General features: G+C 59.0%; 19 protein-coding genes and 1 pseudogene. 13 read left to right on the top strand and 7 right to left on the bottom strand.

The genetic code is table 11. The annotated features are described in order from the left end of the window. The first annotated feature begins 478 nt into the window (after positions 1–478). The 4 genes from ACL2XN_RS14480 to ACL2XN_RS14465 all read left to right on the top strand — a co-directional run bounded on the left by ACL2XN_RS14480 (position 479) and on the right by ACL2XN_RS14465 (position 3,706). On the top strand, positions 479–1,126 hold the full coding sequence (locus ACL2XN_RS14480; RefSeq protein WP_413722028.1) for an L-fuculose-phosphate aldolase: 648 nt from the start codon (positions 479–481) through the stop codon (positions 1,124–1,126). 353 nt (positions 1,127–1,479) lie between these two features. Continuing rightward, a complete protein-coding gene (locus tag ACL2XN_RS14475; RefSeq protein ID WP_410012283.1) occupies positions 1,480–2,727 on the top strand; it encodes an FAD-dependent monooxygenase in 1,248 nt (415 codons plus the stop codon). Positions 2,728–2,903: 176 nt separating this feature from the next. After that, entirely contained in the window at positions 2,904–3,278 is a 375-nt protein-coding gene (locus ACL2XN_RS14470; protein ID WP_410012282.1) for a DUF3817 domain-containing protein, read from the top strand. After that, entirely contained in the window at positions 3,278–3,706 is a 429-nt protein-coding gene (locus ACL2XN_RS14465) for a CopD family protein (protein WP_410012280.1), read from the top strand. The genes ACL2XN_RS14470 and ACL2XN_RS14465 overlap by 1 nt, the downstream gene beginning before the upstream one ends. 31 nt (positions 3,707–3,737) lie before the next feature. On the opposite strand, the gene ACL2XN_RS14460 is transcribed toward ACL2XN_RS14465, so the two are convergent. Beyond that, a complete protein-coding gene (locus ACL2XN_RS14460) occupies positions 3,738–4,595 on the bottom strand; it encodes an SDR family oxidoreductase (RefSeq protein ID WP_413723539.1) in 858 nt (285 codons plus the stop codon). A gap of 80 nt (positions 4,596–4,675) precedes the next feature. Here ACL2XN_RS14460 and ACL2XN_RS14455 point away from each other — a divergent pair. Further along, positions 4,676–5,068: pseudogene (locus tag ACL2XN_RS14455) on the top strand (winged helix-turn-helix transcriptional regulator); the annotation flags it as partial. Between the two features lie 68 nt (positions 5,069–5,136). Here the strand turns inward: ACL2XN_RS14455 and xylR are convergent. The 3 genes from xylR to xylA form a co-directional block, all read right to left on the bottom strand. After that, on the bottom strand, positions 5,137–6,315 hold the full coding sequence (gene xylR / locus ACL2XN_RS14450; RefSeq protein ID WP_413722029.1) for a D-xylose utilization transcriptional activator XylR: 1,179 nt from the start codon (positions 6,313–6,315) through the stop codon (positions 5,137–5,139). Positions 6,316–6,429: 114 nt separating this feature from the next. Next, positions 6,430–7,884 carry a xylulokinase gene (gene xylB, locus ACL2XN_RS14445; RefSeq protein ID WP_413727234.1) on the bottom strand — a complete coding sequence of 485 codons (1,455 nt, stop codon included), beginning with the start codon at positions 7,882–7,884 and terminating at the stop codon, positions 6,430–6,432. Between the two features lie 110 nt (positions 7,885–7,994). Continuing rightward, entirely contained in the window at positions 7,995–9,314 is a 1,320-nt protein-coding gene (gene xylA / locus ACL2XN_RS14440; protein WP_413722030.1) for a xylose isomerase, read from the bottom strand. A 483-nt stretch (positions 9,315–9,797) separates the two neighbouring features. On the opposite strand from xylA, the gene xylF reads away from it, so the two are divergent. From xylF to ada, 7 genes are all read left to right on the top strand, one after another. Beyond that, entirely contained in the window at positions 9,798–10,793 is a 996-nt protein-coding gene (xylF, locus tag ACL2XN_RS14435) for a D-xylose ABC transporter substrate-binding protein (protein ID WP_413722031.1), read from the top strand. Positions 10,794–10,898: 105 nt separating this feature from the next. After that, entirely contained in the window at positions 10,899–12,407 is a 1,509-nt protein-coding gene (locus ACL2XN_RS14430; protein WP_413723540.1) for a xylose ABC transporter ATP-binding protein, read from the top strand. Further along, positions 12,400–13,566 (top strand): xylose ABC transporter permease XylH, encoded by a 1,167-nt coding sequence (gene xylH / locus ACL2XN_RS14425; RefSeq protein WP_413722032.1) that lies wholly within the window; start codon positions 12,400–12,402, stop codon positions 13,564–13,566. The genes ACL2XN_RS14430 and xylH overlap by 8 nt, the downstream gene beginning before the upstream one ends. Positions 13,567–13,865: 299 nt before the next feature. Next, positions 13,866–16,253 carry a darobactin export ABC transporter permease subunit gene (gene darB, locus ACL2XN_RS14420; protein WP_413728935.1) on the top strand — a complete coding sequence of 796 codons (2,388 nt, stop codon included), beginning with the start codon at positions 13,866–13,868 and terminating at the stop codon, positions 16,251–16,253. Continuing rightward, positions 16,244–17,500 carry a darobactin export ABC transporter periplasmic adaptor subunit gene (darC, locus tag ACL2XN_RS14415; protein WP_410012270.1) on the top strand — a complete coding sequence of 419 codons (1,257 nt, stop codon included), beginning with the start codon at positions 16,244–16,246 and terminating at the stop codon, positions 17,498–17,500. The genes darB and darC overlap by 10 nt, the downstream gene beginning before the upstream one ends. Position 17,501: 1 nt before the next feature. Then, positions 17,502–18,161 (top strand): darobactin export ABC transporter ATP-binding protein, encoded by a 660-nt coding sequence (gene darD, locus ACL2XN_RS14410; RefSeq protein WP_410012269.1) that lies wholly within the window; start codon positions 17,502–17,504, stop codon positions 18,159–18,161. Between the two features lie 155 nt (positions 18,162–18,316). Then, positions 18,317–19,390 (top strand): bifunctional DNA-binding transcriptional regulator/O6-methylguanine-DNA methyltransferase Ada, encoded by a 1,074-nt coding sequence (gene ada, locus ACL2XN_RS14405; RefSeq protein ID WP_413728934.1) that lies wholly within the window; start codon positions 18,317–18,319, stop codon positions 19,388–19,390. Positions 19,391–19,555: 165 nt separating this feature from the next. Here the strand turns inward: ada and ACL2XN_RS14400 are convergent, their stop codons facing one another. Then, positions 19,556–20,737: a benzoate/H(+) symporter BenE family transporter gene (locus ACL2XN_RS14400; RefSeq protein WP_410012267.1), complete on the bottom strand. Its 1,182-nt coding sequence runs from the start codon at positions 20,735–20,737 to the stop codon at positions 19,556–19,558. A 330-nt stretch (positions 20,738–21,067) separates the two neighbouring features. On the opposite strand from ACL2XN_RS14400, the gene ACL2XN_RS14395 reads away from it, so the two are divergent. After that, positions 21,068–21,970 (top strand): hypothetical protein, encoded by a 903-nt coding sequence (locus ACL2XN_RS14395; protein ID WP_413728933.1) that lies wholly within the window; start codon positions 21,068–21,070, stop codon positions 21,968–21,970. Positions 21,971–22,023: 53 nt separating this feature from the next. Here the strand turns inward: ACL2XN_RS14395 and dmsD are convergent, their stop codons facing one another. Then, on the bottom strand, positions 22,024–22,632 hold the full coding sequence (gene dmsD, locus ACL2XN_RS14390; protein WP_410012265.1) for a Tat proofreading chaperone DmsD: 609 nt from the start codon (positions 22,630–22,632) through the stop codon (positions 22,024–22,026). Between the two features lie 10 nt (positions 22,633–22,642). Then, positions 22,643–23,503: a DmsC/YnfH family molybdoenzyme membrane anchor subunit gene (locus ACL2XN_RS14385; RefSeq protein ID WP_410012264.1), complete on the bottom strand. Its 861-nt coding sequence runs from the start codon at positions 23,501–23,503 to the stop codon at positions 22,643–22,645. Position 23,504: the final 1 nt, after the last annotated feature.

The following is a 23,504-nucleotide window of genomic DNA, read 5'->3' as shown; positions in this document are numbered from 1 at the left end:
ACAATTTTATTGACGGTTTATCCCTTCTTCTCGGGCGGGGACGTTACGGCGCGGGGTAATGAACGTGTTTGCCGTAAAAGCCTGCCGCTGGAAAAAATCTAAGGCAGATACGGATAAAAACCTACGGCGGGGGAGAGGTAAGGCCTGTTATGTAAATAAATTGTGAAGTTAATCACTAAAAAAAACGACGGTTAAATGATTTTTCTTCTGCCATGAAAAAAATAGCGCCGGATAAATGACCGTATTAGAGGTTTAGTAAAAAAACGGGCACTTATTAACAATAGACAAAGCAGGTTGACCGTTTACGCCGGTTCTGCGTTTAAACGGACATTTCTATTTAACTTCAGCACGATGAAAAGCGTATGACCATTAAAATAATGTCGATGTTATCACAATTATAATGCTCGTCGACGGCAGGGTAAGTCGTTCAGTTAATTATTACGCGGAAAAATGGCACTTATTAACTTGAGGAGCAATCATGGCAAGAACGACGCTTGCGCACGAGATTATCGCCACGTGTCTGGAGATGACGCGTTTAGGATTGAACCAGGGTACCGCCGGCAATGTCAGCGTCCGCTACCAGGGCGGAATGCTGATTACACCGTCCGGTATCCCTTATGAGCAGCTGACGGAGCAGCACATTGTCTTTGTCGACGGCCAGGGACATGGCGAAACGGACAAGATCCCCTCCAGCGAATGGCGCTTCCACCAGGCGGTATACCAGGCCCGGCCGGACGCCAACGCCGTGGTCCATAACCATGCGGTCAACTGTACCGGCGTGTCGATCCTCAACCGGCCGATTCCGGCGATCCACTATATGATTGCCGCCGCCGGCGGCAGCGATATTCCCTGCGCGCCTTACGCCACCTTCGGCAGCCGGGCCTTGTCCGAACATGTGGCCGCGGCGATCAAACACCGTAAGGCCATCCTGTTACAGCATCATGGGCTTATCGCCGCGGAAGATAATCTGGCCAAGGCGCTGTGGCTGGCCCATGAGGTGGAGGTGCTGGCCGCGCTGTACTTAAAACTCCTGCCGATTATCGATCCGGTGCCGGTATTGTCCAACGATGAAATTGCGCGCGTGGTGGAAAAATTCAAAACCTACGGCCTGCGTGTGGAGCAATAACCGGGCCTTAACGCCGGCGCCGCGCCGGCGTTAATTTCCGTGGCCGCAGGGGGTGCCGGACGCCGGGAGGCGCCGCGTGGCCGCCAGCCATAACGTCTTCAGGGTAGCGTATACGGCTAGCCGTTATTCATAAAATAATAAGCAATATGTCTATAACGTCGCTGCCATTGCGTCGCCCGCCGTGGTGAACAAGACTGACATAAGCACGCCCTATGCCGAGACGGCCGTTTAACCCCAAGCCTCCCGACATGTGCTGCGCCCGCCCGCCGGGTCCCCGGCGAACCCTGGGCGGGTTCCGACAAAAGGTGTGTAGCACTATTTCATTAAACGTTTATTCACCAAAGGTTAACTGAATGAATCGTAAGCTTCGTATAGGCGTCATCGGCGGAGGCATCGGTGGCGCTGCATTGACCGCATCATTGCAGCAACGGGGCATGGAAGCACATCTGTTTGAGCGTACAGCGGCATTTAGAGAAGTGGGCGCGGGGGTGCAGATGACGCCCAACGCGGTAAAAGTGTTAAAGGCCCTTGGCCTGGGCGGCGAACTCCAGCGGTTGGGCTACCTGCCGCTGGCGATTGTCGGGCGCAACTGGCGTACCGGGCGGGAGAAGTTTCGCACGCCATTATCCAGTGCCTGCCCGCAGCTGTTTGGCGCGGAGTTTTATCACCTGCACCGGGCCGATTTGCTGGCCATGCTGGTCGGCCTTATCGACGCGCGGTTGATTACCCACAACGCGCGCTGCGTCTCGGTGCTTAACCATGAGGGGACGGCGGTCGCCCGCTTTGATAACGGCGCGGAGTACGAGGCCGATGTCATCGTTGGCGCCGACGGCGTTCATTCGGTGGTGCGCGGCGCGCTGTTTGGCGACGAAGCGCCGCGTTTTACCGGCCATATCTGCTGGCGCGCCGCCATTACCCTGGGCGAACACGCCGATTTTATCAGCCCGGTTTCCGCCGTCTGGCTTGGCCCCAACGGACATGTCGTGACCTATACCATCTGCGGCGGCCGGGTGTTGAACATCGTCGCGGTCAGCGAAGCCGCCGACTGGATGGAGTCATCCTGGCATTTGCCCAGTAATCGCGACGAGCTGTTGCGCACGTTCAGCGGCTGGCATCCCGAGCTGCTGCGCATTCTGTCCTGCGCGCGAAACGTGCTGAAATGGGGCTTGTTCGATCGGGATCCGATGCCGCGCTGGTCGCTGGGGCATATCACGCTGCTGGGCGACGCGGCGCATCCCATGCTGCCGTTCCTGGCCCAGGGCGCCGCCATGGCCATGGAGGACGGATATGTGCTGGCCAGCGTCCTGGCGGCCAATGCCGGCGATATCCCCCGGGCGCTGCGGTTATACGAGGCGGAACGGCTGCCGCGCACCAGCCGGGTCCAGCTTTCGGCGCGCGAGCGGGGCCGGCTGTATCATTTGTCCTCGCCGTGGCAGCAGTTCCGGCGTGATTTCAGCTACAAGGTCAAGGCCCTGATGAATCCCCATGCGTCCGGCCTGGAAGCTCACTGGGTCTTCGCCTACGATGCCACCGCCTTCAGCCCGCCCGCGGCCACGCCGCCCGATGCGCCGGCGACCGCCACGCGTTCTGTTATGGGATAGGGGGATGTCGCCGGCGCCCTCCGGTCAGCGGGGTCCGGCGCCGTCGCCTGCCCCGGTTGACGTGTTACCCGCCGGCGGCGGCATTGGCCGGCTGGCTTGCCGTCATGGCAACCTGCGGTTAGAATAACCCTACTTTTTCAGTAGCTATCGCCGCCGCAGCGGCAAAAAGGGCGAACGTGGCCATCGACAATCAATCGCGCCAGGGTCTGGACGGCGCGGAGCTTACGCTGTTAAGACGCCTGCATCTCGCATCGGTGGTGGAAGGCTGTACGCTGGTTATCCTGGTGTGCATTGCCGTGCCGTTAAAACACCTCGCCGGCTTTCCCCAGGTGAGTGCGGCGATGGGGCCGATCCACGGACTGGCTTTTCTGTTTTACGCCTGGATGGTGGTGAATACCGCCGCCGGCGGTATGTGGCGTAAAGCCCAGGTGGCGCGCCTGCTGATCCTGGCTTTTATCCCTTTCGGGACGTTTTTTAACGTGGGCATGATTAAACGGCGTGAAGCCGGGCCGGGCGTGGATGGCGTGCCGGTTAAGGAGAAACGGATATAATGACCTATATGCTGATAAAGGCGCTGCATCTGGTGGCGTTCACGCTGTGGATAGGCGGTATGCTGCTGCTGGCGGTGGCGATGACCGCCTGGAAACACACTCCCGCCGCCGAGCGCGCGCCCGGCCTGCGGCTATTCAGCGCCGTGCAGCGTTTTAACCAAACCGTGACGCTGCCGGCCATGATCGTCACCTGGCTTTCCGGGCTGGCGCTGACCCTGATGGGCAATTGGCCGCCGTCCCTGTCGCTTATCATCAAGGTCATCTTTGTGCTGGCGTTATCGGCGCTGCACGGTATGCAGTCGGGATCGCTGCGCCGCAGCCTGGGCCGCGCCGAACTGACGGCCCCGGCCATCCTGCGCCACGCCGCCGCCTTTACCCTGGTGGCGCTTATCGCCTGCGTGCTGCTGATCGTGCTGCAGCCGCTGTAGCGCGGGCAACGCCGCGCATCGCGGCGGGCGATTACCCGGCTTTCAGTACGGCGGCCACCGTATCCCTGATGGGCGTGGTGGCGCGGCCTATCAGCCGGCTCAACTGCCGGCCATCGTCAAACAGCCCGCCCTGCGACGCGCCGGCATCAGAATCAGCCAGCAGCGCGGCAACCGGCCCGGGCAGTCCCGCCTGGCTGAGCAGCGCCTGGTATTCCGATGGCGGCAGGTCGACATATTTCACCGCCACGCCGGACTGGCGGGTAATTTCCGCCGCCAGTTCGGACAGGGTATAGGCGCTGTCCCCCGCCAGTTCATACACTTTACCGGCCTGGCCGTCCAGGGTTAATACCTTTGCCGCCGCAGCGGCAAAGTCGGCGCGCGCGGCCGAGGCTATCCTGCCGTCGCCGGCGCTGCCCGCCAGGGCGTGGTGGGCCAGGGCGGCGGGGACGCCGGCGGCATGGTTTTCGTTGTACCAGCCGTTGCGCAGCAGCACGACCGGCAGGCCGGAATCACGCAGCAGCGCTTCGGTTGCGCGGTGCTCTTCGCCAAGTCCCAGCGGGCTGGTATCGGCATGCAGCAAGCTGGTGTAAGCCAGTAATTCCACCCCGGCGCGTTTGGCGGCGTCGATCGCGGCGCCATGCTGGCGCGTGCGCTGGCCGAGTTCGCTTGAGGAGATCAGCAGCAGTTTCGTCGCGCCCTTAAACGCGCTGTCCAGCGTCTCGGGCCGGTCATAATCGGCCTGGCGCACGTTAACGCCGCGCGCCGCCAGATCCTGCGCTTTTTGCGGCGAGCGCACGGCGGCCACCAGATCCGCGGCCGGATGGGTTTTTAACAGTTCAGCTATCACTAAACGGCCCAGTTGGCCGGTCGCGCCTGTAATAACAATCATCATTTTCTCCTTTGGGCTTCAGAAAGAGCATCATATCCCCTATACTTACTTAAAGTAAGTACTAACAAAAAGGTAAGTATATGAATTTTCAGGCGGCACCCAAATCCACGCTGGCGCGGCAAATGCAGCGCGGCGAATTGCTTGACGTCAATTGCCCGTCGCGGGAGGTGTTGAAACACCTGACCAGCCGCTGGGGCGTACTGGTGCTGATCGCCTTGTCGCAAGGTACCCATCGTTTTAGCGAGCTGCGCCGTAAAGTGGGCGGCGTCAGTGAAAAAATGCTGGCGCAGACCCTCTCGTGCCTGGAGGAGGACGGCCTGGTCATCCGTCAATCCCTGCCGGTGATGCCGCCCCATGTGCAATATAGCCTTAGCGGGCTGGGACTGGAGGTCGGCGCTATCGTGGAACACCTGGCCGACTGGATAGAAACCCATTTGCCGCAGATCATGCAGGCGCGGCAGGCAAAACCGGCGCGGCGGGAAGCGGATGCCCTGGCCGTGCCTGATGCCGCAATGGTCAGCCGTGCCGGTATCGCGCGGCGTTAATAAGACATTTCGCCATATTTTTCACGATATTCCTTGGGCGTGATATCAAACCCTTTTTTAAATACCGAATAAAAATATTGCAAAGAAGGGTAGCCGCACATTTGCGAGACTTCATTGATGGTGAGCGACGTGGAGATCAATAAATTGCGCGCGCTCTCCAGCTTTTCCTCATGGATGACGTTATGAATTGTTTTACTGGTTTCGTCCTTAAACCGTTTTTCCAGGTTGGAGCGGGACATGCCCACCACGTCCAGCACCTGCTCGACCTTGATGCCCTTGCAGGCATGATAGCGGATATAATGCATCGCCTGTATCACCGCCGGATCGCGCAGCGAGCGGAAGTCCGTCGAGCGGCGCTCCATGACTTTCAGCGGCGGCACCAGAATCCGCTGCAGCGGCAGCCGTGATTTATTCAGCAACTGGTGCAGCAGCTTGGCGGCCTGGTAGCCCATCTGGCGGGTGCCCTGGGCGACGGACGATAAGGCTACCCGGGAAAGGCACCGCGCCAGCTCTTCATTATCGATGCCGATAATGCACAGTTTTTCCGGCACGGCGATATTCAGGTGTTCACATACCTGCAGCAGATGGCGGGCGCGGGCATCGGTTACCGCGATGATGCCGGTTTGCGGCGGCAGCGACTGCAGCCAGTCGGCCAGCCGGTTTTGGGCATGCTGCCAGTTATCCACCGCGGTTTCCACGCCCTGGTAGACTATCGGCTGGTAATACTCATCCGCCGTCAGTTTGCGAAACGCCTGCTCGCGTTCGTGTGACCAGCGCTTGCCGCTGCTGGCCGGCAGGCCGTAAAAAGCAAACCGGTTCAGGCCTTTTTCCTTCAGGTGCAAAAAAGCGCTGGCCACCAGCGCATGGTTATCGGTGGCGATATAGTGCACCGGCGGATATTCCTCGGCATGCTGGTAAGAGCCGCCGACGCCGACAATCGGCACCTTGGCCTCGCTGAGCAGCAGTTCAATTTCCTTATCATCGTAATCGGCAATCACGCCGTCGCCCAGCCACTCTTCAATACGGTTGATACGGCAGCGGAAATCATCTTCGATAAAAATATCCCAATCGCACTGCGACGCCTGCAAATACTCGCCCACCCCCTCGATAACCTGGCGGTCGTACACTTTATTGGCATTAAATAATAGAGTTATACGATAACGTTTTTCAAACATACGGTGGGTTCTCACGAAAATCTGCCGAAGGCCAGCATATACCTTTGAACAATCAGAAAGAATTGACCGGATGTGCGCCAGCTAGCAAATTCATTATAAAGTGCGGGCGAGGCTCTACTCGCCCAAATGCGCCACCTGCTGGTAGAACCGGCGGAATACTTTCCGTTGCTCCGCATAAGCCTCGTGCCGCTCCTTATCCGGCGTATAGCGGGCCTCCAGCGGCAGCGCGGGCAGCATGTCCGCCCAGGACGTCCCGGGGTGGCAGCTAAGCTGCGCCAGACGCGCCGCGCCCAGCGCCGGACCGACGTCGCCGCCGGTGCGGTAGTCCAGCGCCTCGCCGCTGACATCGGCCAGCAGCTGCCGCCAGTATTCGCTGCGCGCCCCGCCGCCAATCAGCGTGATGCTGTCCGGCCGCAGGCCGGTGCCGTGCAGGGCGTCCATACCGTCCGCCAGGCCGAAGCTGACGCCTTCCACCACCGCGCGCGCCAGGTCGGCCGGGCCGTGTTCATGGGTCAGCCCCCAAAACGCGCCGGTGGCGTTGGGATTATTGTGCGGCGTGCGTTCGCCGGAAAGATAGGGTAAAAACCACACCGGCGCCGCACCGGGGCGGGACTGCGCGGCGGCTTCCAGCAGTGCCGGCACGCTGCCGATGCCGGTCAGGCGGGCAGCCCAGTCCAGGCAGGATGCGGCGCTGAGCATGACCGACATCAGATGCCAGGTACCCGGCAGCGCATGGCAAAAACTGTGCACCGCCTGCTCGGGATTGCTGAGAAACCCATCGCTGACGGCAAAATAAACGCCGGAGGTGCCAAGCGACAGCATGGCCTGTCCCCGGCGATACAGGCCGACGCCGATGGCCCCGGCCGCGTTGTCGCCGCCGCCGGCCACCACCGGCACCGCGGCCATGCCCCAGCTTGCCGCCACCTGCGGCAACAGGGTGCCGGTCGCCTGGTTGCCCTCGAACAACCGCGGCATCTGCGCCCGGGACAGCCCACAGGCGCCCAGCAGCGCATCGCTCCAGTCGCGGCGCCCGACATCCAGCCACATCGTCCCCGCCGCATCGGACATATCGGTGGCGAAATCCCCGGTTAGACGCAGCCTGAGGTAGTCTTTCGGCAGCAGGACCTTATCCACTTGCGCAAAGATCTGCGGTTCCTGTTCGCGCACCCAGCGCAGCTTGGGGGCGGTAAAACCGGGCATCATCAGGTTGCCGGTGATATCCCGGGAACGGGGCACGTCGTCTTCCAGCGAGCGGCACTGGGCAAAGCTGCGCCCGTCGTTCCACAAAATGGCCGGGCGCAATACCCGCTGCTGCTTATCGAGCAACGTCGCGCCGTGCATTTGGCCGGTCAGTCCGAGGGCGCGCACCCCGCTCAGATCATGCCGGGCGGCCAGGGCGCGCATGGCGCTGTCGGCCGCCCGCCACCACTGCTCCGGGTCCTGCTCGGACCACAGTGGCCGGGGCCGGGAAACGGTCAGGGGTTCCGTATGGCTGCCCAGAATATGCTGCGCCTCGTCCAGCAGAATGGCTTTCACGCCGGAGGTGCCCAAATCTATGCCGATATACATACGCTATCCTTCTGAATTGTCACCGCGCCGCCCCCGCGTTGGCGGGGGCGGCGCGGGTTGACTATAGCGGCCGTCCGCCAGCGCGGACGCCGGGATCGCCGCCGGAGACGTTAGCTGAACAAGACCTGGTTGACGATATTTTCCAGCAGTTCCTGCTGTCCGCTGCGATGCTCCGGCGCCAGGGCGTGCTTGCCGGCGTACTGGGCCAGCTCGGCAAGGGAAAGGTTGCCCTGCAGTATCCGCTGCCCCAAATCGCCGTTCCAGCCCGCGTAGCGCGCCTTCACCATCTGCTCCAGGCGACCGTCTTCGATGAGCTTCGCCGCCACTTTCAGCGCCAGCGCCATGGTATCCATGCCGCCGATATGGCCGTGGAACAGATCGTATTTATCGGTGCTTTGCCGGCGTACCTTGGCATCGAAATTCAGTCCGCCGGTCGTGAAGCCGCCGGCCTTGAGGATTTCATACATCACCAGCGCATTTTCCTCCACGCTGTTGGGGAACTGGTCGGTATCCCAACCGGACTGCGGATCGCCGCGATTGGCATCTACCGAACCAAAGATCCCGAGTGCTATGGCGGTGGCGATTTCATGATGGAACGTATGCCCGGCGAGCGTGGCGTGGTTGGCCTCGACGTTAACCCGGATCTCTTTTTCCAGGCCGAACTGTTTTAAAAAGCCGTACACCGTGGCGACGTCATAGTCGTACTGGTGTTTGGTCGGCTCCTGGGGTTTGGGTTCGATAAGCAGCGCGCCCTGGAAACCGGTTTTGTGTTTATGTTCCACCACCATTTGCATAAAGCGGCCGATCTGCTCGCGTTCCTGGCGTAAATCGGTGTTCAGCAGCGTTTCATAGCCTTCGCGTCCGCCCCACAGCACGTAATTTTCCCCGCCGAGTTTGCGGGTGGCGTCCATGGCGCTGTTGACCTGGGTGGCGGCCCAGGCGAAGATTTCTGGATCCGGACTGGTGGCCGCGCCGGCGCCGTAACGCGGATGGCTAAAGCAATTCGCCGTGCCCCACAGCAGCTTGATGCCGGTCTGCTGCTGCTTTTGCGCCAGCACGTCGGTCAATATGGCGAAGTTATTCAGATAGTCTTTGATGGTGGGACTGTCCGGCAGGATATCAATATCATGGAAGCAGTAATAAGGCGCGCCCAGTTTGCTGAAAAATTCAAAGGCCACATCGGTTTTCAGCCGCGCCTGGGCCAGCGCGTCTCCCGCGTGCTGCCAGGGACGGTCGAAAGAACCCACGCCGAACATATCGGTGCCGCCCCAGCAGAAGGTATGCCAGTAACAGACGGCAAAACGCAAATGGTCCTCCATGCGTTTACCCAAAATCTTTTCGTCGGCGTTATAGTGATGAAACGCCAGCGGATTGGTGCTTTGCGTACCTTCAAAACGGATTTTTTCAACTTGATCAAAGAATTGAGACATAATGACTCCTTGGAAACACCAGGTCCGTTCTGAAGCGGACGGGATTTATCAGGCCGGCGGGTAAATATGACGGCACAATAAGCAAATCTGTGCTTGATTCTGGTAATAACGCCCGGCGCGATCAATTACGTTATTTCACATCGCCATTCATGAAATTATTAATTGTGCGCGGGATCACAAGGAATAGGGGATAAAAGCGCTTTTTGGCGGGGAAAATACGGAAGTTAATGTTTGGCCGGCCTTAACCTCACCGGCAAAATAAGGCGCAGCTCACAGAATACGCATTTGAGTAAAATATCATAATGCCGTTGTGAAAATTTGCAATTGCCGCTGCTGATTTCCGACCCTAATACTACATGGGTTAACTCTGTCGCCTCTTGGGCGCCCCTACGCAACATTATTTGTAAAGGTTTGATTCTTATCCGTTGCTCGGCAAGTTCCATTGCTGAATATGTTCTTATAAAAGTAACATAAGGAATTAAAATGAAACTGAAAACTCTCCTGCTTTCCGCCTGCGCGGCGCTGGTATTGCTAAGCCAGCCGGGCATGGCCAAACAAATCAAGATCGGCATGGCGGTGGACGACCTGCGTCTGGAACGCTGGCAAAAAGACCGCGATATTTTCGTCGCCAAGGCCAAATCACTGGGTGCCGATGTTTTTGTTCAATCCTCCAACGGCAATGAAGAAACGCAAATGTCACAAATAGAGAATATGATCAATCGCGGCGTCGACGTGTTGGTGATTATTCCTTACAACGGACAAGTGTTAAGCAATGTTATTGCCGAAGCGAAACGGGAGGGCATAAAAGTCCTCGCTTATGATCGAATGATAAATAATGCTGATGTGGATTTTTATATTTCCTTTGATAACGAAAAAGTCGGGCAACTGCAGGCGCAAAGCCTGGTTAAGCGGGTGCCGCAAGGTAATTATTTCCTGATGGGTGGCTCGCCGGTGGATAATAACGCCAAAATGTTCCGCGCCGGCCAGATGACGGTGCTTAAACCCTTGATTGACAGCGGTAAGATAAAAATCGTCGGCGACCAATGGGCCGACGGCTGGTTACCTGAAAACGCCCTGAAAATCATGGAGAATGCCCTGACCGCCAATAACAATAAAATTGACGCGGTAGTGGCCTCCAACGATGCCACCGCCGGCGGCGCCATCCAGGCGCTGGCCGCCCAGGGGCTGGCCGGCAAAGTGGCCATTTCGGGCCAGGATGCGGATCTGGCCGGTATTCAGCGGATTAACCAGGGCACCCAGACCATGACGGTGTATAAACCGATCAAGCAGCTGGCCTCCACTGCCGCCGAGATAGCGGTTCAATTGGGCAATGGTGAAAAACCCAAGTCCAACGCCTCCCTTAACAATGGCCTCAAGGACGTCCCCTCCTATTTGCTGACGCCGATCTCGGTGGATAAAAGCAACATAGAGAGCACGGTCATCGCCGATGGTTTCCACAAGAAATCCGATCTGAACTAATCCGCCTGAACGCCGGCTGTCGTCTGTGACGTTAACTGAACCGGGCCGCGCTAAACAGCGGCCCGGTTGCGGAGGTTGATTATCGTGGCATCAAATTTGCTGGAAATGAAAAATATCACCAAGCGGTTCGGCCAGGTCAAGGCGGTGGATAATGTGTCCCTGACCATCGAGGCCGGCCAGGTGCTGTCGCTGTGCGGCGAAAACGGCTCGGGTAAATCGACGCTGATGAAAGTGCTGTCGGCGGTGTATCCGCACGGCACCTTCGAGGGCGAGATCCTGTTCGGCGGCGAACCGCTGGTGGCGCACGGGGTACGCGATACCGAACAAAAGGGCATCGCCATTATTCATCAGGAGCTGGCGCTGGTGAAACAAATGACGGTACTGGAGAATATTTTCCTCGGCACCGAGTGGGCGAAATACGGCGTCATGGATTATGACAATATGTACCTGCGCTGCCAGCGGATGCTGGCGCAGGTCAAACTCAATATCGACCCCGACACGCGGGTCGGCGAACTGGGCCTGGGCCAGCAGCAGTTGGTGGAAATCGCCAAGGCGCTCAACAAGCAGGTCCGCCTGCTGATCCTGGACGAGCCCACCGCGTCGCTCACCGAAAGCGAGACCGCCATCCTGCTCGATATCGTCGACGATTTGCGCAATCACGATATCGCCTGCATTTATATTTCCCATAAACTTAATGAAGTCAAAGCCATATCGGACATGATCTGCGTCATTCGCGACGGCAGGCATATCGCCACGCGTCCGGCCGCGGGCCTGAGCGAAGAGGCGCTGATCACCATGATGGTGGGCCGCGAACTGACGGAGCTTTATCCCCATGAGCCTCATGTGATTGGCGAGGAAATCCTGCGGGTGGAGGGCCTGACGGCCTGGCATCCGGTCAATCAGCATATCCGCCGCGTCAATAATGCCGCCTTCAGCCTGCATAAAGGGGAAATCCTCGGCATCGCCGGGCTGGTGGGATCGGGTCGTACCGAACTGGTGCAGTGCCTGTTCGGCAGTTATCCGGGGCGCTGGGAGGGCACGATCCTGCTCCATGGCGCGCCGGTACGTTTCGCCAACTGCCGCCAGGCAATGCGCCGGGGGATAGCCATGGTGCCCGAGGATCGTAAAAAGGACGGCATCGTGCCGGTGATGAGCGTCGGCGCCAATATTACCCTGGCGGCGCTCAACCAATTCACCGGCGGGTTCGGCATGGTGGACGAGGCCGCCGAGCAGGCCGCGGTGCGTGACGCCATCGGGCGGCTGAAGGTGAAAACCGCTTCCCCGGAACTGGCCATCGGCCGGCTTAGCGGCGGCAACCAGCAAAAAGCCATCCTGGCGAAATGTCTGCTGCTAAACCCGGACATCCTGATACTCGACGAGCCGACCCGCGGTATCGATATCGGCGCCAAGCAGGAAATCTACCTGCTGATTAATCAATTGGTGCGCCAGGGCATCGCCGTCATCGTGGTGTCCTCGGAATTACCCGAGGTGCTGGGCATCAGCGATCGGGTGCTGGCGATGCACCAGGGTGTCATTAAAGCCTCACTTATCAACCGCAACCTGACCCAGGAACAGGTCATGGAAGCGGCGCTCAGGAGTGATTCCCATGTCTAAAATTATTCACACCGACGGTGCGGCGATTGCCGGCGGCAGGCGGAAGTCCCTCAACCTGCAGGTGTTCGTCATGCTGGCCGCCATCGTGGTCATCATGCTGTTTTTCACGTTTACCACCGAAGGCTCGTACCTGAGCGCGCGCAATATTTCCAACCTGCTGCGCCAGACCGCCATTACCGGCATTCTCGCGGTCGGCATGGTATTTGTCATCATCTCGGCGGAGATCGATCTGTCGGTCGGCTCCATGATGGGATTGCTGGGCGGGGCGGCGGCGATTTTCGACGTCTGGCTGGGCTGGCCGCTGCCGCTGACCATCGCCGTGACCCTGGTGCTCGGGTTGCTGCTCGGCGCTTGGAACGGCTGGTGGGTGGCGTACCGCAAGGTGCCTTCGTTTATTGTCACCCTGGCGGGCATGCTGGCGTTTCGCGGCATTTTAATCGGCGTCACCAACGGGACCACGGTATCGCCCACATCGCCCGCCATGTCGCAGATCGGGCAAAGCTATCTGCCGGGCGGCGCGGGGTTCGGCATCGGGTTTATCAGCCTGGTGCTGTTTATCGCCTGGCAATGGCGCCGGCGCGGCAATCGCCAGCGTCTGGGATTGTCCGTGCCGGCCAAGACCTGGGATATGACGCGCCAGGCTATTACCGCCGTGGTGGTATTGGGCGCCATTTATTTGCTTAACGACTACCGTGGCGTGCCCACGCCGGTGCTGATGCTGGTGGCGCTGATGCTGGCCGGCCTGTTTATGGCGTCCCGCACCGCCTTCGGCCGGCGCGTCTATGCCATCGGCGGCAATATTGACGCCGCCCGGCTTTCCGGCGTGAATGTCGAGCGCACCAAGCTGGCGGTATTCGCCATCAACGGCCTGATGGTGGCGATTGCCGGGCTTATCCTCAGTTCCCGCCTTGGCGCCGGATCGCCGTCGGCGGGCAATATCGCCGAACTGGACGCCATCGCCGCCTGCGTCATCGGCGGCACCAGCCTGGCCGGCGGCGTCGGCAGCGTGGCCGGCGCGGTAATGGGCGCGTTTATCATGGCGTCGCTGGATAACGGCATGAGCATGCTTGACGTGCCCACGTTCTGGCAATATATCGTTAAAGGGGCCATCCTGCTGCTGGCGGTTTGGATGGATACCGCCACCAAAAAACGGGTGTAAGGTCTGTTTCAGCGCCACGGGCCGCCGGCGGGCGGCCCGTTTTTTTATTCATTAACGGTACGCGCTTTTATGGCGTAAAGTTAAACGCAGATTAAATAATATTAAAAAACACACCCAGTAGATTGACGCTTTTATTAATGCCTTCTTAAATCAATAAGAGGATAATCCTGTTTATAAGTATAATGATTTTCAATCAGTTAGCGTGATTAATATATAGTAATTAATAATTAATAGACAAATTAAATAATATATTGCAAGGCATAGTGGTTTTTTACTCCCTCCACCGAGATAATCCGCTGATGATCCTGAGTGAGTTTGTTAACGATATAAAAGCCAATCCTGTTGCCTCCCTGTTGGCGATCGTTATTACCGCCATCGGTTTTGCCACGACCTTCTTAATTCTGCTGCTCTTTATCGACGATGTTAAAATAGACCGGTTTTATCCCGGCGCTGAACGCCTTTACCGCATCGAAACCCTGTTTTGCCCACCCAACGGCGATAAGGTGCTTTCCGCCCAGGCCCCGCTGCCGTTGCTTGACGCGCTGCGCAAACAACCGGGGATTGACCGCGTCGTCTATGCCCTGCGGCTGTTTACTACCGTTCGCAGCGAGGGGCGGTTTGTCCATCGCGTACCGGTGTTCGCGGTCAGCGCAGGCTTCCTGACGCAGCTCAATCCCTACCGCCAAGCCCCCGCCTTGCTTGCGGCGAACGAAATTTATATCACGCCGGCCTTTAACCGCCGGTATCTCGGCCTGGCGTCCCCCGTGGGCAAGACTATCGATCTGGGCGACAAAGGCCGGTTTGTGATCAAGGGCGTGCTTGAACCCCGTTCCGACAGCAGCATCGATATGCCGGCGGTCATTGCCTTCTCACCGGCGGCGATGGCGGGTTATCACGATAAGCGGAGAGACTGGTATCACAGCCACCTGTTTATTTTTATCAGGACCGCCCCGGCCGCGCCGTTCGATAACGCTCTGCTGGATAAACTGGTCGGGCTTCACGCCCCGCCGCTATCCGGGACGCCCATTACTCCCACGGCATTCATTCACCTGCGCGCCAAACCTATCCAGCAGATGCATTATGACGACGGTTATGCCGATGACATGGCCGCGACTATCGCCAAACCCTTGCTGCATGCCCTGTATGCGGCCGCGTTGTTTGTGCTGCTGACCACGGCGGTAAACTATTTTAACGTCAATGCCATCATTAACGCCGCCAAACGGCGCAGCCTGAATATCAAACGCGCGCTGGGCGCGTCGGATAAACAGCTTGCCGCCGAGTCGGTGGCGGTTATCGTGCCGCAGTTTGCCGTCATCTGCGCGCTGGCGCTGTTGATATTGTTCGGGACGTCCGCCATGTCGCCTTACGTCCTGGCGCTGATATCACATCACAGCGCCGCATTGCTGGCCGCGCTGTTCCTGGCGGTGCTGCTGCTTATCGGCTGCGTGGTGATCGCCGCGCATGTGCTTTATTTCTGCTGTTTTGTTGTATCCGCCGGCGCGGGACGGGCAAATCACCGCCACGAAACCACCGCGGCCTATTACCTCAACCGGCTTACCCTGGTGACGCAACTGCTGATCTCGGGCGTCCTGGTCTACTCCTGGGCCGGTACGGCGGCGCAGAACCGTTACGTCATGCAAGCCGATTTCGGCTATCGCCAAAAGAACCTGCTGACGTTTGAACCCAGCGAACGGCTCCATTCGCTTGAAAGCGTGCGCGCGCTGCAAAACCGCCTCAAAGAGGACGCCGGCAGCGCCAATATCGCCTTGAGCAACTGGCGCCCGTTTGATATGACGCCTACCGCGCTCATTATCCAGCATGCCCGCCAGCAGGCCAAGGATCAGTTCGTGACCGTCAGCGCTCTCGACGTCGACCCTCACTTTACCCGGGTATGGGGCCTTGAAACCCTGGGCGGCGGAGAAAATGCCATTGCCGTAAGCGCCGATCCGGCGGTGCGCCATGTGATTGCCACCCGGGCCTTTATCGGGCTGATGGGGCTGTCTTCCTATGATGAAGCGCTTAACACGACCTTCTACGCCGAGGTGGACGGCGGGAGGCGCCGGCTGCGCGTGCTGCGCGTCGTCGATAACTTTTATCCGGGCGAGCGTACCCGCCAGCCGCCGCCGCTGATGCTGTTCATTAACGATCGGGTGGAAAAGTATGCCGCTATCGGGTTTTCCACCGCGGCGCAACGGGATCGCATCATCTCCGCGCTCAGCGGTTATGGCCTGGCGGACCTGCAGGTGCGCACGGTGGAAGAACTGCATGCCGAACACTATAAAAACAGCCTGTTGATCCAGGACGTCATCAGGCTGGTGGCTTCTCTTTCCCTGTTCCTGATGCTGGTCAGCGCGATGGTCATCGGGCTGTCGGAGGCCCGGCGGCTCAATCAGACCCTGATGATCATGGCGGCGGTGGGCGGCTCGGTGTCTACCAGCGCGGTCTTTTTCCTGCGGCAAAACATGCTGGCGCTGACGCTGACGTTGTCGCTATCCCTCGGCATCGGGGTTGTGCTCCTGCGGCGCTGGCTGGGCCAATTCGACGTGGTCACCGGTCTGGCCCTTACCTATGCCTTCGCCGCCCTGATGCTCCTGGGCCTGGCGGTGATGGCGGTGATGGTCGCGACCCTGCTGGCCGGTGGCGGCCGGCTGGCGCGCCTGCGGCGAGGGCCACGGCTATGGACGTAAAACTGGATAAAAAGGCTGCCCTGCATCCGGGCGCCGGATGGATCGCCTGGATCGCCGCCGCGCTGTTGATCCTGCTGTGCGCAGGGCTCTATAAGCTGGCCACCACCGATAATTACCTGCGCCTGCCGTTGGCGAGCGTGGCCTTGCATCCGGTGACGCGCGGGGCCTATACCGACACCCTGGTTACCCGCGCCATCGCCCTCCCCAACGAAAGCGTTATCGTTTCCACGGAGCGCGGAGGGAAGGTGGTCGATATCTATAAAGCCTCTTCCGATTATGTCAAAAAAGGCGAAATTATCGCCCGCCTGTCCAATTATGATTTTGTCCTGCAGGTCACCTCGCGCATCGCCGACGCCACCGAACAGATCAATAATCTGCGCAATATGCGCATGTTATTGGAACGCAACAGCCGCGACACCAAGCTTGAGCTGCAGAAATCCCATTACAACCGGCAGAAGCTGGTCAAGGACATCCGGCGCAATAAAAAGCTGTTTGAAAAAGCCATTATCGAAAAGGCTAAATATGAAGACCTGCTGGATGAGTTAGCGCATTGGGAAAAAACCTGCGCCATTTTGTCCGGACACGATCGGCAGCAGGACCAAATACTGCCGCAGCAGTTCCAGGAAATTGATCGCTCCATCAAACGCCTGGGCAAACTGGTGGATTTGATCAAGGGCGGCCTGGAGCAGCTGATTATCGTCTCGCCTATCGACGGCACCCTCTCATCGCTGGATATCAAAATCGGCCAGCAGATTAAACCCGGCGACAAGGTTACCATGGTCGACAACCTGCATTCCTACTACTTTGAAGCCGATTTCAGTGAATATTACCTGGATAAAATCAAGCCCCAGGCCAATGTCATGGCGCAGGCCGGCGGCATCGAAATCCCCCTGGCCATTGAATCGGTATCCTCGGCGGTGGACAACGGCAAGTTCAAGGCCAGGCTCCGGCCGTCCCAGCCCCAGCAGATTGCCCTGAAGCGCGGGCAATCCATCGATCTGCATGTGTTTCTGAGTACGCAGCAGGACGCGCTGCTCGTCCCTTCCGAAGCGGTGTTTTTCAACGAGGGCCAGGCGCTGGTCTATGTGTTTGATGAAAACGATCGGCGGGCGGTTAAGACGCCGGTGCGGTTAAAGCGGCAGGGCGCGGCACAGGCGGAAATACTCGGCGGGCTTGCCGAAGGGCAACGGGTGGTGACCTTCGCGGATAATGATTACGAAAAATCCAATATCATTGAGTTTGATTGATATGATTACCCTGGAAAGAGGCGGTAAGTTCTACACCACCAAGACCATCAAGACCCTGGCGCTGAACGCGGTAAGCCTTAACGTCGGGGCGGGTGACTTTCTTGCCGTCATGGGGCCGTCCGGTTCAGGCAAATCCACCCTGCTGAACGTGCTGGGAATGTTCGAACCCCTTGATGAAGGCCGTCTGACCCTGGCCGGCGAAAACGTCGCCGCCCTGGGTTATGCGCAGAAAATCGCCTTACGACGGCGGCTTATCGGCTATATATTCCAATCGTTTAACCTGATCCCTTCCATGTCGGTCTATGACAACGTGGTTCTGCCGCTGAAATACCGCGGCGTGGCGAAGGCGGAGCGCCGGCGGCGGGTTGATCAGATCCTGGCGGTATTCGGCCTGACGCATCGCGCCGGGCATTATCCGGCGCAGCTGTCCGGCGGCCAGCAGCAGCGGGTGGCCATTGCCCGCGCCATGGTGTCCCGCCCCGGCCTGATACTGGCGGATGAACCCACCGGCAACCTGGACAGTAAGAACAGCCGCGACGTGCTGGAACAGCTGAAAAACATCAACCGGGAAGGCACGACCGTGGTGATGGTGACGCATTCGCAGGAGGCGTCGAGTTATGCCAACCGGGTGCTGACCATGCGCGACGGGCGTCTTGCATAATGCCGGCGCGCGCATGGCGATAAAAGCCATTGGCATAACGGCATACATTAAAAAGCAAGCTTCAGGGGGTTTAACCGCCGCGGGCATGCCACCCTAATCATCAGTCTGGTCACCACCTGGCCGTAGCGATATGATGAAACCAAAGGGGCTTTGCCATGAAACCAGGTAACACCGCATCCATGATACCCACCGAGCAGGACCCGCGCTGGCAGGCCATCGTCGCGCGCGATAAAGCCGCCGACGGCCGGTTTGTTTATGCCGTCAGGACCACCGGGATATTCTGCTCGCCATCCTGCCCGTCGCGCCTGCCTCTGGCGGCGAATGTGCTGTTTTTCGCCAATGCCGAAGACGCGTCGCGGGCGGGCTTCCGTCCCTGCAAACGCTGCCGCCAGGGCCGGCCTTCGCTGGCGGCGGAACAGGCGGCGAAAATCCAGCTGGCCTGCCGTTATATTGACGGGGCTGAGGGGATGCCGACACTGGCGGAGCTGGCGCAACAGGCCGCCTTAAGCCCGTTCCATTTCCACCGGTTATTTAAGTCCGTTACCGGCCTGACGCCGAAAGCCTATGCCGTGGCCCGGCGTAACCAGCGGGTGCGGCAACGGCTTGCGGGCGACGCCTCGGTGACCGACGCGGTGCTGGAGTCCGGCTTTAACTCCCAGGGCCGTTTTTACGCCGGAGCCGATGCGCTGCTGGGGATGACGCCCACCGCTTACCGGGCGGGAGGGAAGGGCGTTGCTATCGTCTTTGCGGTCGGGCGTTGCTCTCTGGGTGATATCCTGGTCGCCCAGAGCGCGCGCGGCATCTGCGCCATCCTGTTGGGCGACGATGCGCAGCGGCTGGTGGAACAGTTGCAGGATACCTTCCCCCACGCGGCGCTGGCGGGGGACGATGAGGCCTTTGCCCGGCGGATGGCGCTGGTGGTGGGGTTTGTCGATGCGCCGGCCCTTGGCCTGGACCTGCCGCTGGATATTCGCGGCACCGCCTTCCAGCAGCGCGTCTGGCAGGCCCTGCGGGATATCCCGCCCGGGCGCACGGCCAGCTACCTGGAGGTGGCGAAACGCATCGGTTCGCCCGCCGCGGTGCGCGCCGTGGCGGGCGCCTGCGCCGCCAATATGCTGGCGGTGGCCATACCCTGCCATCGGGTGGTGCGCAGCGACGGGGCGTTATCCGGCTATCGCTGGGGGGTGGACCGCAAACGGCTGCTACTGGATAAGGAGGCCAAAGGCTAAGCGGCGTGACGCCACGATCGGCGGCCATATAATACCCGCGATGAGCCAGCCGGGTCATCGCGATGCGGCCCGATGATGCCGGTATCCACCGCCGGCGGCGGACGCCAACGACTTAGCGACGCGAGGAATGTCGCTACCGGTACCGGCGGCGAGGCGTGTTTCCGCTTATTTTGTCTTACCCGGCAGCGCCAGGATACCCCAGGTGATAATCCCCCCCGCCAGTCCCCAAAAGGCGCTGCCGATGCCGAAAAAACCGACGCCGGACGCGGTCAGTAAAAAGGTGACGATAGCGGCATCCCGGTGCGTCTCTTCCAGCAGGGCGCGATGCAGGCTGCCGGCAATGGTGCTCAGCAGCGCCAGCCCGGCGATGGTATGGATAAGCGCCGCGGGCAGGGCGCCGAACACCATGCCGATGGAGCCGCCGAACAGCCCGGCCAGCAGATAGGCCGCGCCCGCGGCGGCGGCGGCCATATACCGGCGCGCGGGGTCGGGATGGGCCTCCGGGCTCATGCAAATGGCGGCGGTAATCGCGGCGATGCATATGGAAAACCCGCCCAAGGGCGCCAGGATCAGCGACGCCAGCCCCGTCCAGGCGATCAGCGGCGAGGTCGGCACGCGATAGCCGGCGGCTTTCAGGGTGGCGATGCCCGGCGCGTTTTGCGAGGCCATGGTCACGAGAAAAAACGGCATGCCGACGCCCATCAGCGCGGAGAGGGTAAAATGCGGCATGATAAAATGCGGGGCGGCGAAGGTCAGCGGCTTACCGGCGAAGGCAATCTGGCCCTGCAGGCCGGCAACGGCCAGGCCGACGCCAAGCGCCGCCACGACGGCATAGCGCGGCGCCAGGCGCCGCGTCAGGAAAAAGGCCAGGCACATGCCCGCCGCCAGCACAAAATGACTTTGCAGCGCGATAAACGCATCCAGTCCGAAACGCAGCAAAATTCCCGCCAGCATCGCCGCCGAAATCGCTTGCGGAATATGCTGCATCAGCCGGGCGAACAGCCCGGTCACGCCACACAGTAAAATCAGTGCGCAGGCAAAGATAAAGACGCCGACGGCCTCGTTAATCGAGTAGCCCGGCAGGCTGGTGACCAGCAGCGCCGCGCCGGGTGTCGACCAGGCGGTGAGGATCGGCGCGCGGTAATACAGCGACAGGCCCAGCGAGGTTATGCCCATTCCCAGGCCCAGCATCGTCAGCCAGCCGCCGATTTGCTCAACGCTGGCCCCCGTGGCCTGGAGCGCCTGAAACACGATGGCCGCCGAGCTGGCATAGCCCACCAGTACGGCGATAAAACCGGCGATGACGGCGGAAAACGAGAGGTCGCGTAATGCGGAGCGAGGCGCCATGCTGATCATATCCTATTGCCGTGCAATGTTATAAATCACCGGGGCCATAGCGCCCCTGTTTCTGGTTGTGTTTTGCAATGTCGCCTTAAAACTTAACATTGTGCGCGACAACACTCAATCGCGAGCGACATACCGGGGAACGGCGAACGTGAAAACGCCGCTGGGAATGTAAAGCTACCGGTAGCATTTAGGTTATTTAATCAAGGTTTAGCCAGGATTGGCTATAATTCCACGATTATTATGAAATAGTCAGATTATGTGCTTATTTTTTGATAATGGCCATTAAATATATATAGTTGAACCGTTTGATTTATTTAAGGATGCTAATATATGAATGTGAATTTCCAATATGAGTCTTTTCAACTCAGTAACGTCATCATCATAAAAAACAATTCAGGTAACTCTGTCAACCTTACAGGCGAGGAAATAAAAAGTGTAATCGAAACGGGTTGCGAAAAAATAAATTTGCATAACTGTTTTACTCGCGCGGGTAATAACGACATTTATATCAAAAGCCAAAGCGGTGCTATATCCATCTCTGAAGGAGATATCCACTGTCATGTTCAATCTCAATCAGGAAAAATCAGCTGTGAACATGTTATTCTGTCTAACGTCGAAACCGACTCTGGAAAAATTAATTTAAAAAATGTCGAAAAGGCCGGATTTATAAAATCAATGTCAGGCAAGGTTACGCTTAATAACTCCATTGCGGACAGTGTGACTACCGCCAGTGGTAATTTGTCACTTAAAAACAAAAGCCATGTAAAAGGTGATGTCATTACTGCAGGCGTTTTTTCAATAAAAGACTCTGTCATAGATAAAACGTTGGAAATATGCTCGAATAATGTCACTATCGGTGCTAACTCAATCGTTAATGAAGTCTATATGAAAAAGTCTAATATAGAAGAAAATTTTATTAACTCTAATTACCAAAAAATCATTAGTATTAATGGAGTCAACTCTGGCAATATAAATATCATTGTTAGTGGCGTTAACTTCCCCCCCGGAAACTTAAACCTTGTTGGGGTAAATAATATTAGGTTCAGCACACAAAATCACGATTTTACCAGCGGACGCATAACTCAACCACAAGAAAATAGCATAACGATAGAAAATGACGCAGTGGTGAAATCATTGAGGTTTGACGGGGATGAATGCACCGTTATATTGAAAGGCAGCGCCCGTTTCGAAGGCGACCGCAATGTACCGGGGCTTACAGTCAAAAACGCATAAGCCGCTTTGGCATCCGGTGCTGTTGACGGTAAAACGGCCTCATCGCGCGGCCGTTAACGGTATAACTCCCTCTCCGGTGATTGCAGATTCCGCCTGCTTCGCCAGTCGCCCAGCGTCAGGCTGGCCAGGCGCGCCACGCCCCGGTAGAACGGATGCTCCGTGCCTTGTTCCAGCAATGCCAGGTAGCGTCCCGACCAGGGCAATATATGCTGCGCCAGCAGGGCGTCCAGCACGCTTTCATTATTTTCCGCCAGCCAGGCGGCCAGCATCAGCAGCAGGCCGATATGGTCCTCCGGCTCGCCGTCCTGCTGCCGGGAGGCGATGCCTTCCTGCGCCAGCCAGCGGCGCAGCGCCACGGTGGATTCCCCAAACAGCACGCTTTCCTTATCGAGATAGACCGATCCCCAGGGCGGGGCGGGCAGGGCATAGGGGCCGATAAACAGATTTTGAAAGGTCTCCTCCAAAGCGTCATGCCAAGGCGCGGCCAGGCCCTGGCGAATCAGCGCCGCCGCGTCTTCGACGCCGCTCTCGACAGGCCATTCCCGCTCCCAGCCCGGGGCCGCCAGCGCTTTCAGCAGGCCGGCGTTGGGCGCCGACAGGGGCGGATAATACAGCAAGGCCCCCAGCGTGCGCCCGGTCAGGGCCATATTCACATCATTCATATCATCGCCCCTAACCGGCAATCGCCATGCCCACGGTCATATGCAGGCCGTAAAATACCGCCCGGCCGATCAGTTCGCCGCCGAGCACCAGCACCAGGCCCAGCGTAAGTCCCGCCAGCGGCGGCGTGTTGCCGCGCGCCACCGGCCACAGCCAGCAGGCGAGGCCCAGCGCCAGCAGCAGCACCCGTCCGGCCATCAGCAGGCCATAGTCGGGGATAAGCGCCGAGGCCTGCTGCACCGAACTGTGGATCGCGGCCAGCCCTGCGGCCTGCATCATCACCGCCGCCACGCTTATCATCACCGCGATAACGCTTATCCAGGGCAGGTAGCGCCAGCCCGGCCCGCGGATGCCCGCGGCCTGCAGCAGCAGGTAGCCCAGCAGCGGGCCGCCGATAAACACCGTCAGCACAAAGCCGAGCGGGGTATAGATATTATCCCAGGTGGGCACGGTATCAATCATATAGACCCGGCCCATGGCATAAAGAAATACCAGGCCCGACAGCGCGGTAATCACCAGCCAGATCTTGTTAAGCGCCCGGGGCATGTGGTTAAACACCGCCATCAGCCAGTAGATGCCGCCGAGGGCGAAAAACAGCGAACCGGTGGCGATTTCATTGCTCAGCGGCGAGGCGCCCAGGCGGTTAAGCGCGTTCATGGCGCGCATCGGCGAGCCCAGGTGCATCATCGAGGCGATAAATCCCAGCCCCATCAGCAGCCACAGGAAAAACATGGCCAGATGCACCCGCCGCGCCTGCTGCACCGTCAGGTTGCCGGCCAGCAGCACCATGGCCATCACCAGATAACCGCCGATTACGCTCTGGCCCGCCACGGTAAAAAACATCAGCGGCCATTCATGCCATCCGTTACCCATA

This window comes from Sodalis sp. RH22 (assembly GCF_047324165.1).
Lineage (GTDB): Bacteria > Pseudomonadota > Gammaproteobacteria > Enterobacterales > Enterobacteriaceae > Acerihabitans.
Note: the sequence above shows the minus strand (reverse complement) of the source record. Positions and strands in the feature narration are given on the sequence as shown.

Excerpts from the sequence above, each read along its gene's own strand:
- darD (WP_410012269.1), top strand. The coding sequence starts at position 17,502 with ATGATTACCCTGGAAAGAGGCGGTAAGTTCTACACCACCAAGACCATC.
- darB (WP_413728935.1), top strand. The coding sequence starts at position 13,866 with ATGATCCTGAGTGAGTTTGTTAACGATATAAAAGCCAATCCTGTTGCC.
- darC (WP_410012270.1), top strand. The coding sequence starts at position 16,244 with ATGGACGTAAAACTGGATAAAAAGGCTGCCCTGCATCCGGGCGCCGGA.
- xylA (WP_413722030.1), bottom strand. The coding sequence starts at position 9,314 with ATGTCTCAATTCTTTGATCAAGTTGAAAAAATCCGTTTTGAAGGTACG.
- ACL2XN_RS14385 (WP_410012264.1), bottom strand. The coding sequence starts at position 23,503 with ATGGGTAACGGATGGCATGAATGGCCGCTGATGTTTTTTACCGTGGCG.
- dmsD (WP_410012265.1), bottom strand. The coding sequence starts at position 22,632 with ATGAATGATGTGAATATGGCCCTGACCGGGCGCACGCTGGGGGCCTTG.
- ACL2XN_RS14475 (WP_410012283.1), top strand. The coding sequence starts at position 1,480 with ATGAATCGTAAGCTTCGTATAGGCGTCATCGGCGGAGGCATCGGTGGC.
- ACL2XN_RS14395 (WP_413728933.1), top strand. The coding sequence starts at position 21,068 with ATGAATGTGAATTTCCAATATGAGTCTTTTCAACTCAGTAACGTCATC.
- ACL2XN_RS14460 (WP_413723539.1), bottom strand. The coding sequence starts at position 4,595 with ATGATTGTTATTACAGGCGCGACCGGCCAACTGGGCCGTTTAGTGATA.
- ada (WP_413728934.1), top strand. The coding sequence starts at position 18,317 with ATGAAACCAGGTAACACCGCATCCATGATACCCACCGAGCAGGACCCG.
- xylR (WP_413722029.1), bottom strand. The coding sequence starts at position 6,315 with ATGTTTGAAAAACGTTATCGTATAACTCTATTATTTAATGCCAATAAA.
- ACL2XN_RS14430 (WP_413723540.1), top strand. The coding sequence starts at position 10,899 with ATGAAAAATATCACCAAGCGGTTCGGCCAGGTCAAGGCGGTGGATAAT.
- ACL2XN_RS14465 (WP_410012280.1), top strand. The coding sequence starts at position 3,278 with ATGACCTATATGCTGATAAAGGCGCTGCATCTGGTGGCGTTCACGCTG.
- xylB (WP_413727234.1), bottom strand. The coding sequence starts at position 7,884 with ATGTATATCGGCATAGATTTGGGCACCTCCGGCGTGAAAGCCATTCTG.
- ACL2XN_RS14400 (WP_410012267.1), bottom strand. The coding sequence starts at position 20,737 with ATGGCGCCTCGCTCCGCATTACGCGACCTCTCGTTTTCCGCCGTCATC.
- ACL2XN_RS14480 (WP_413722028.1), top strand. The coding sequence starts at position 479 with ATGGCAAGAACGACGCTTGCGCACGAGATTATCGCCACGTGTCTGGAG.
- xylH (WP_413722032.1), top strand. The coding sequence starts at position 12,400 with ATGTCTAAAATTATTCACACCGACGGTGCGGCGATTGCCGGCGGCAGG.
- xylF (WP_413722031.1), top strand. The coding sequence starts at position 9,798 with ATGAAACTGAAAACTCTCCTGCTTTCCGCCTGCGCGGCGCTGGTATTG.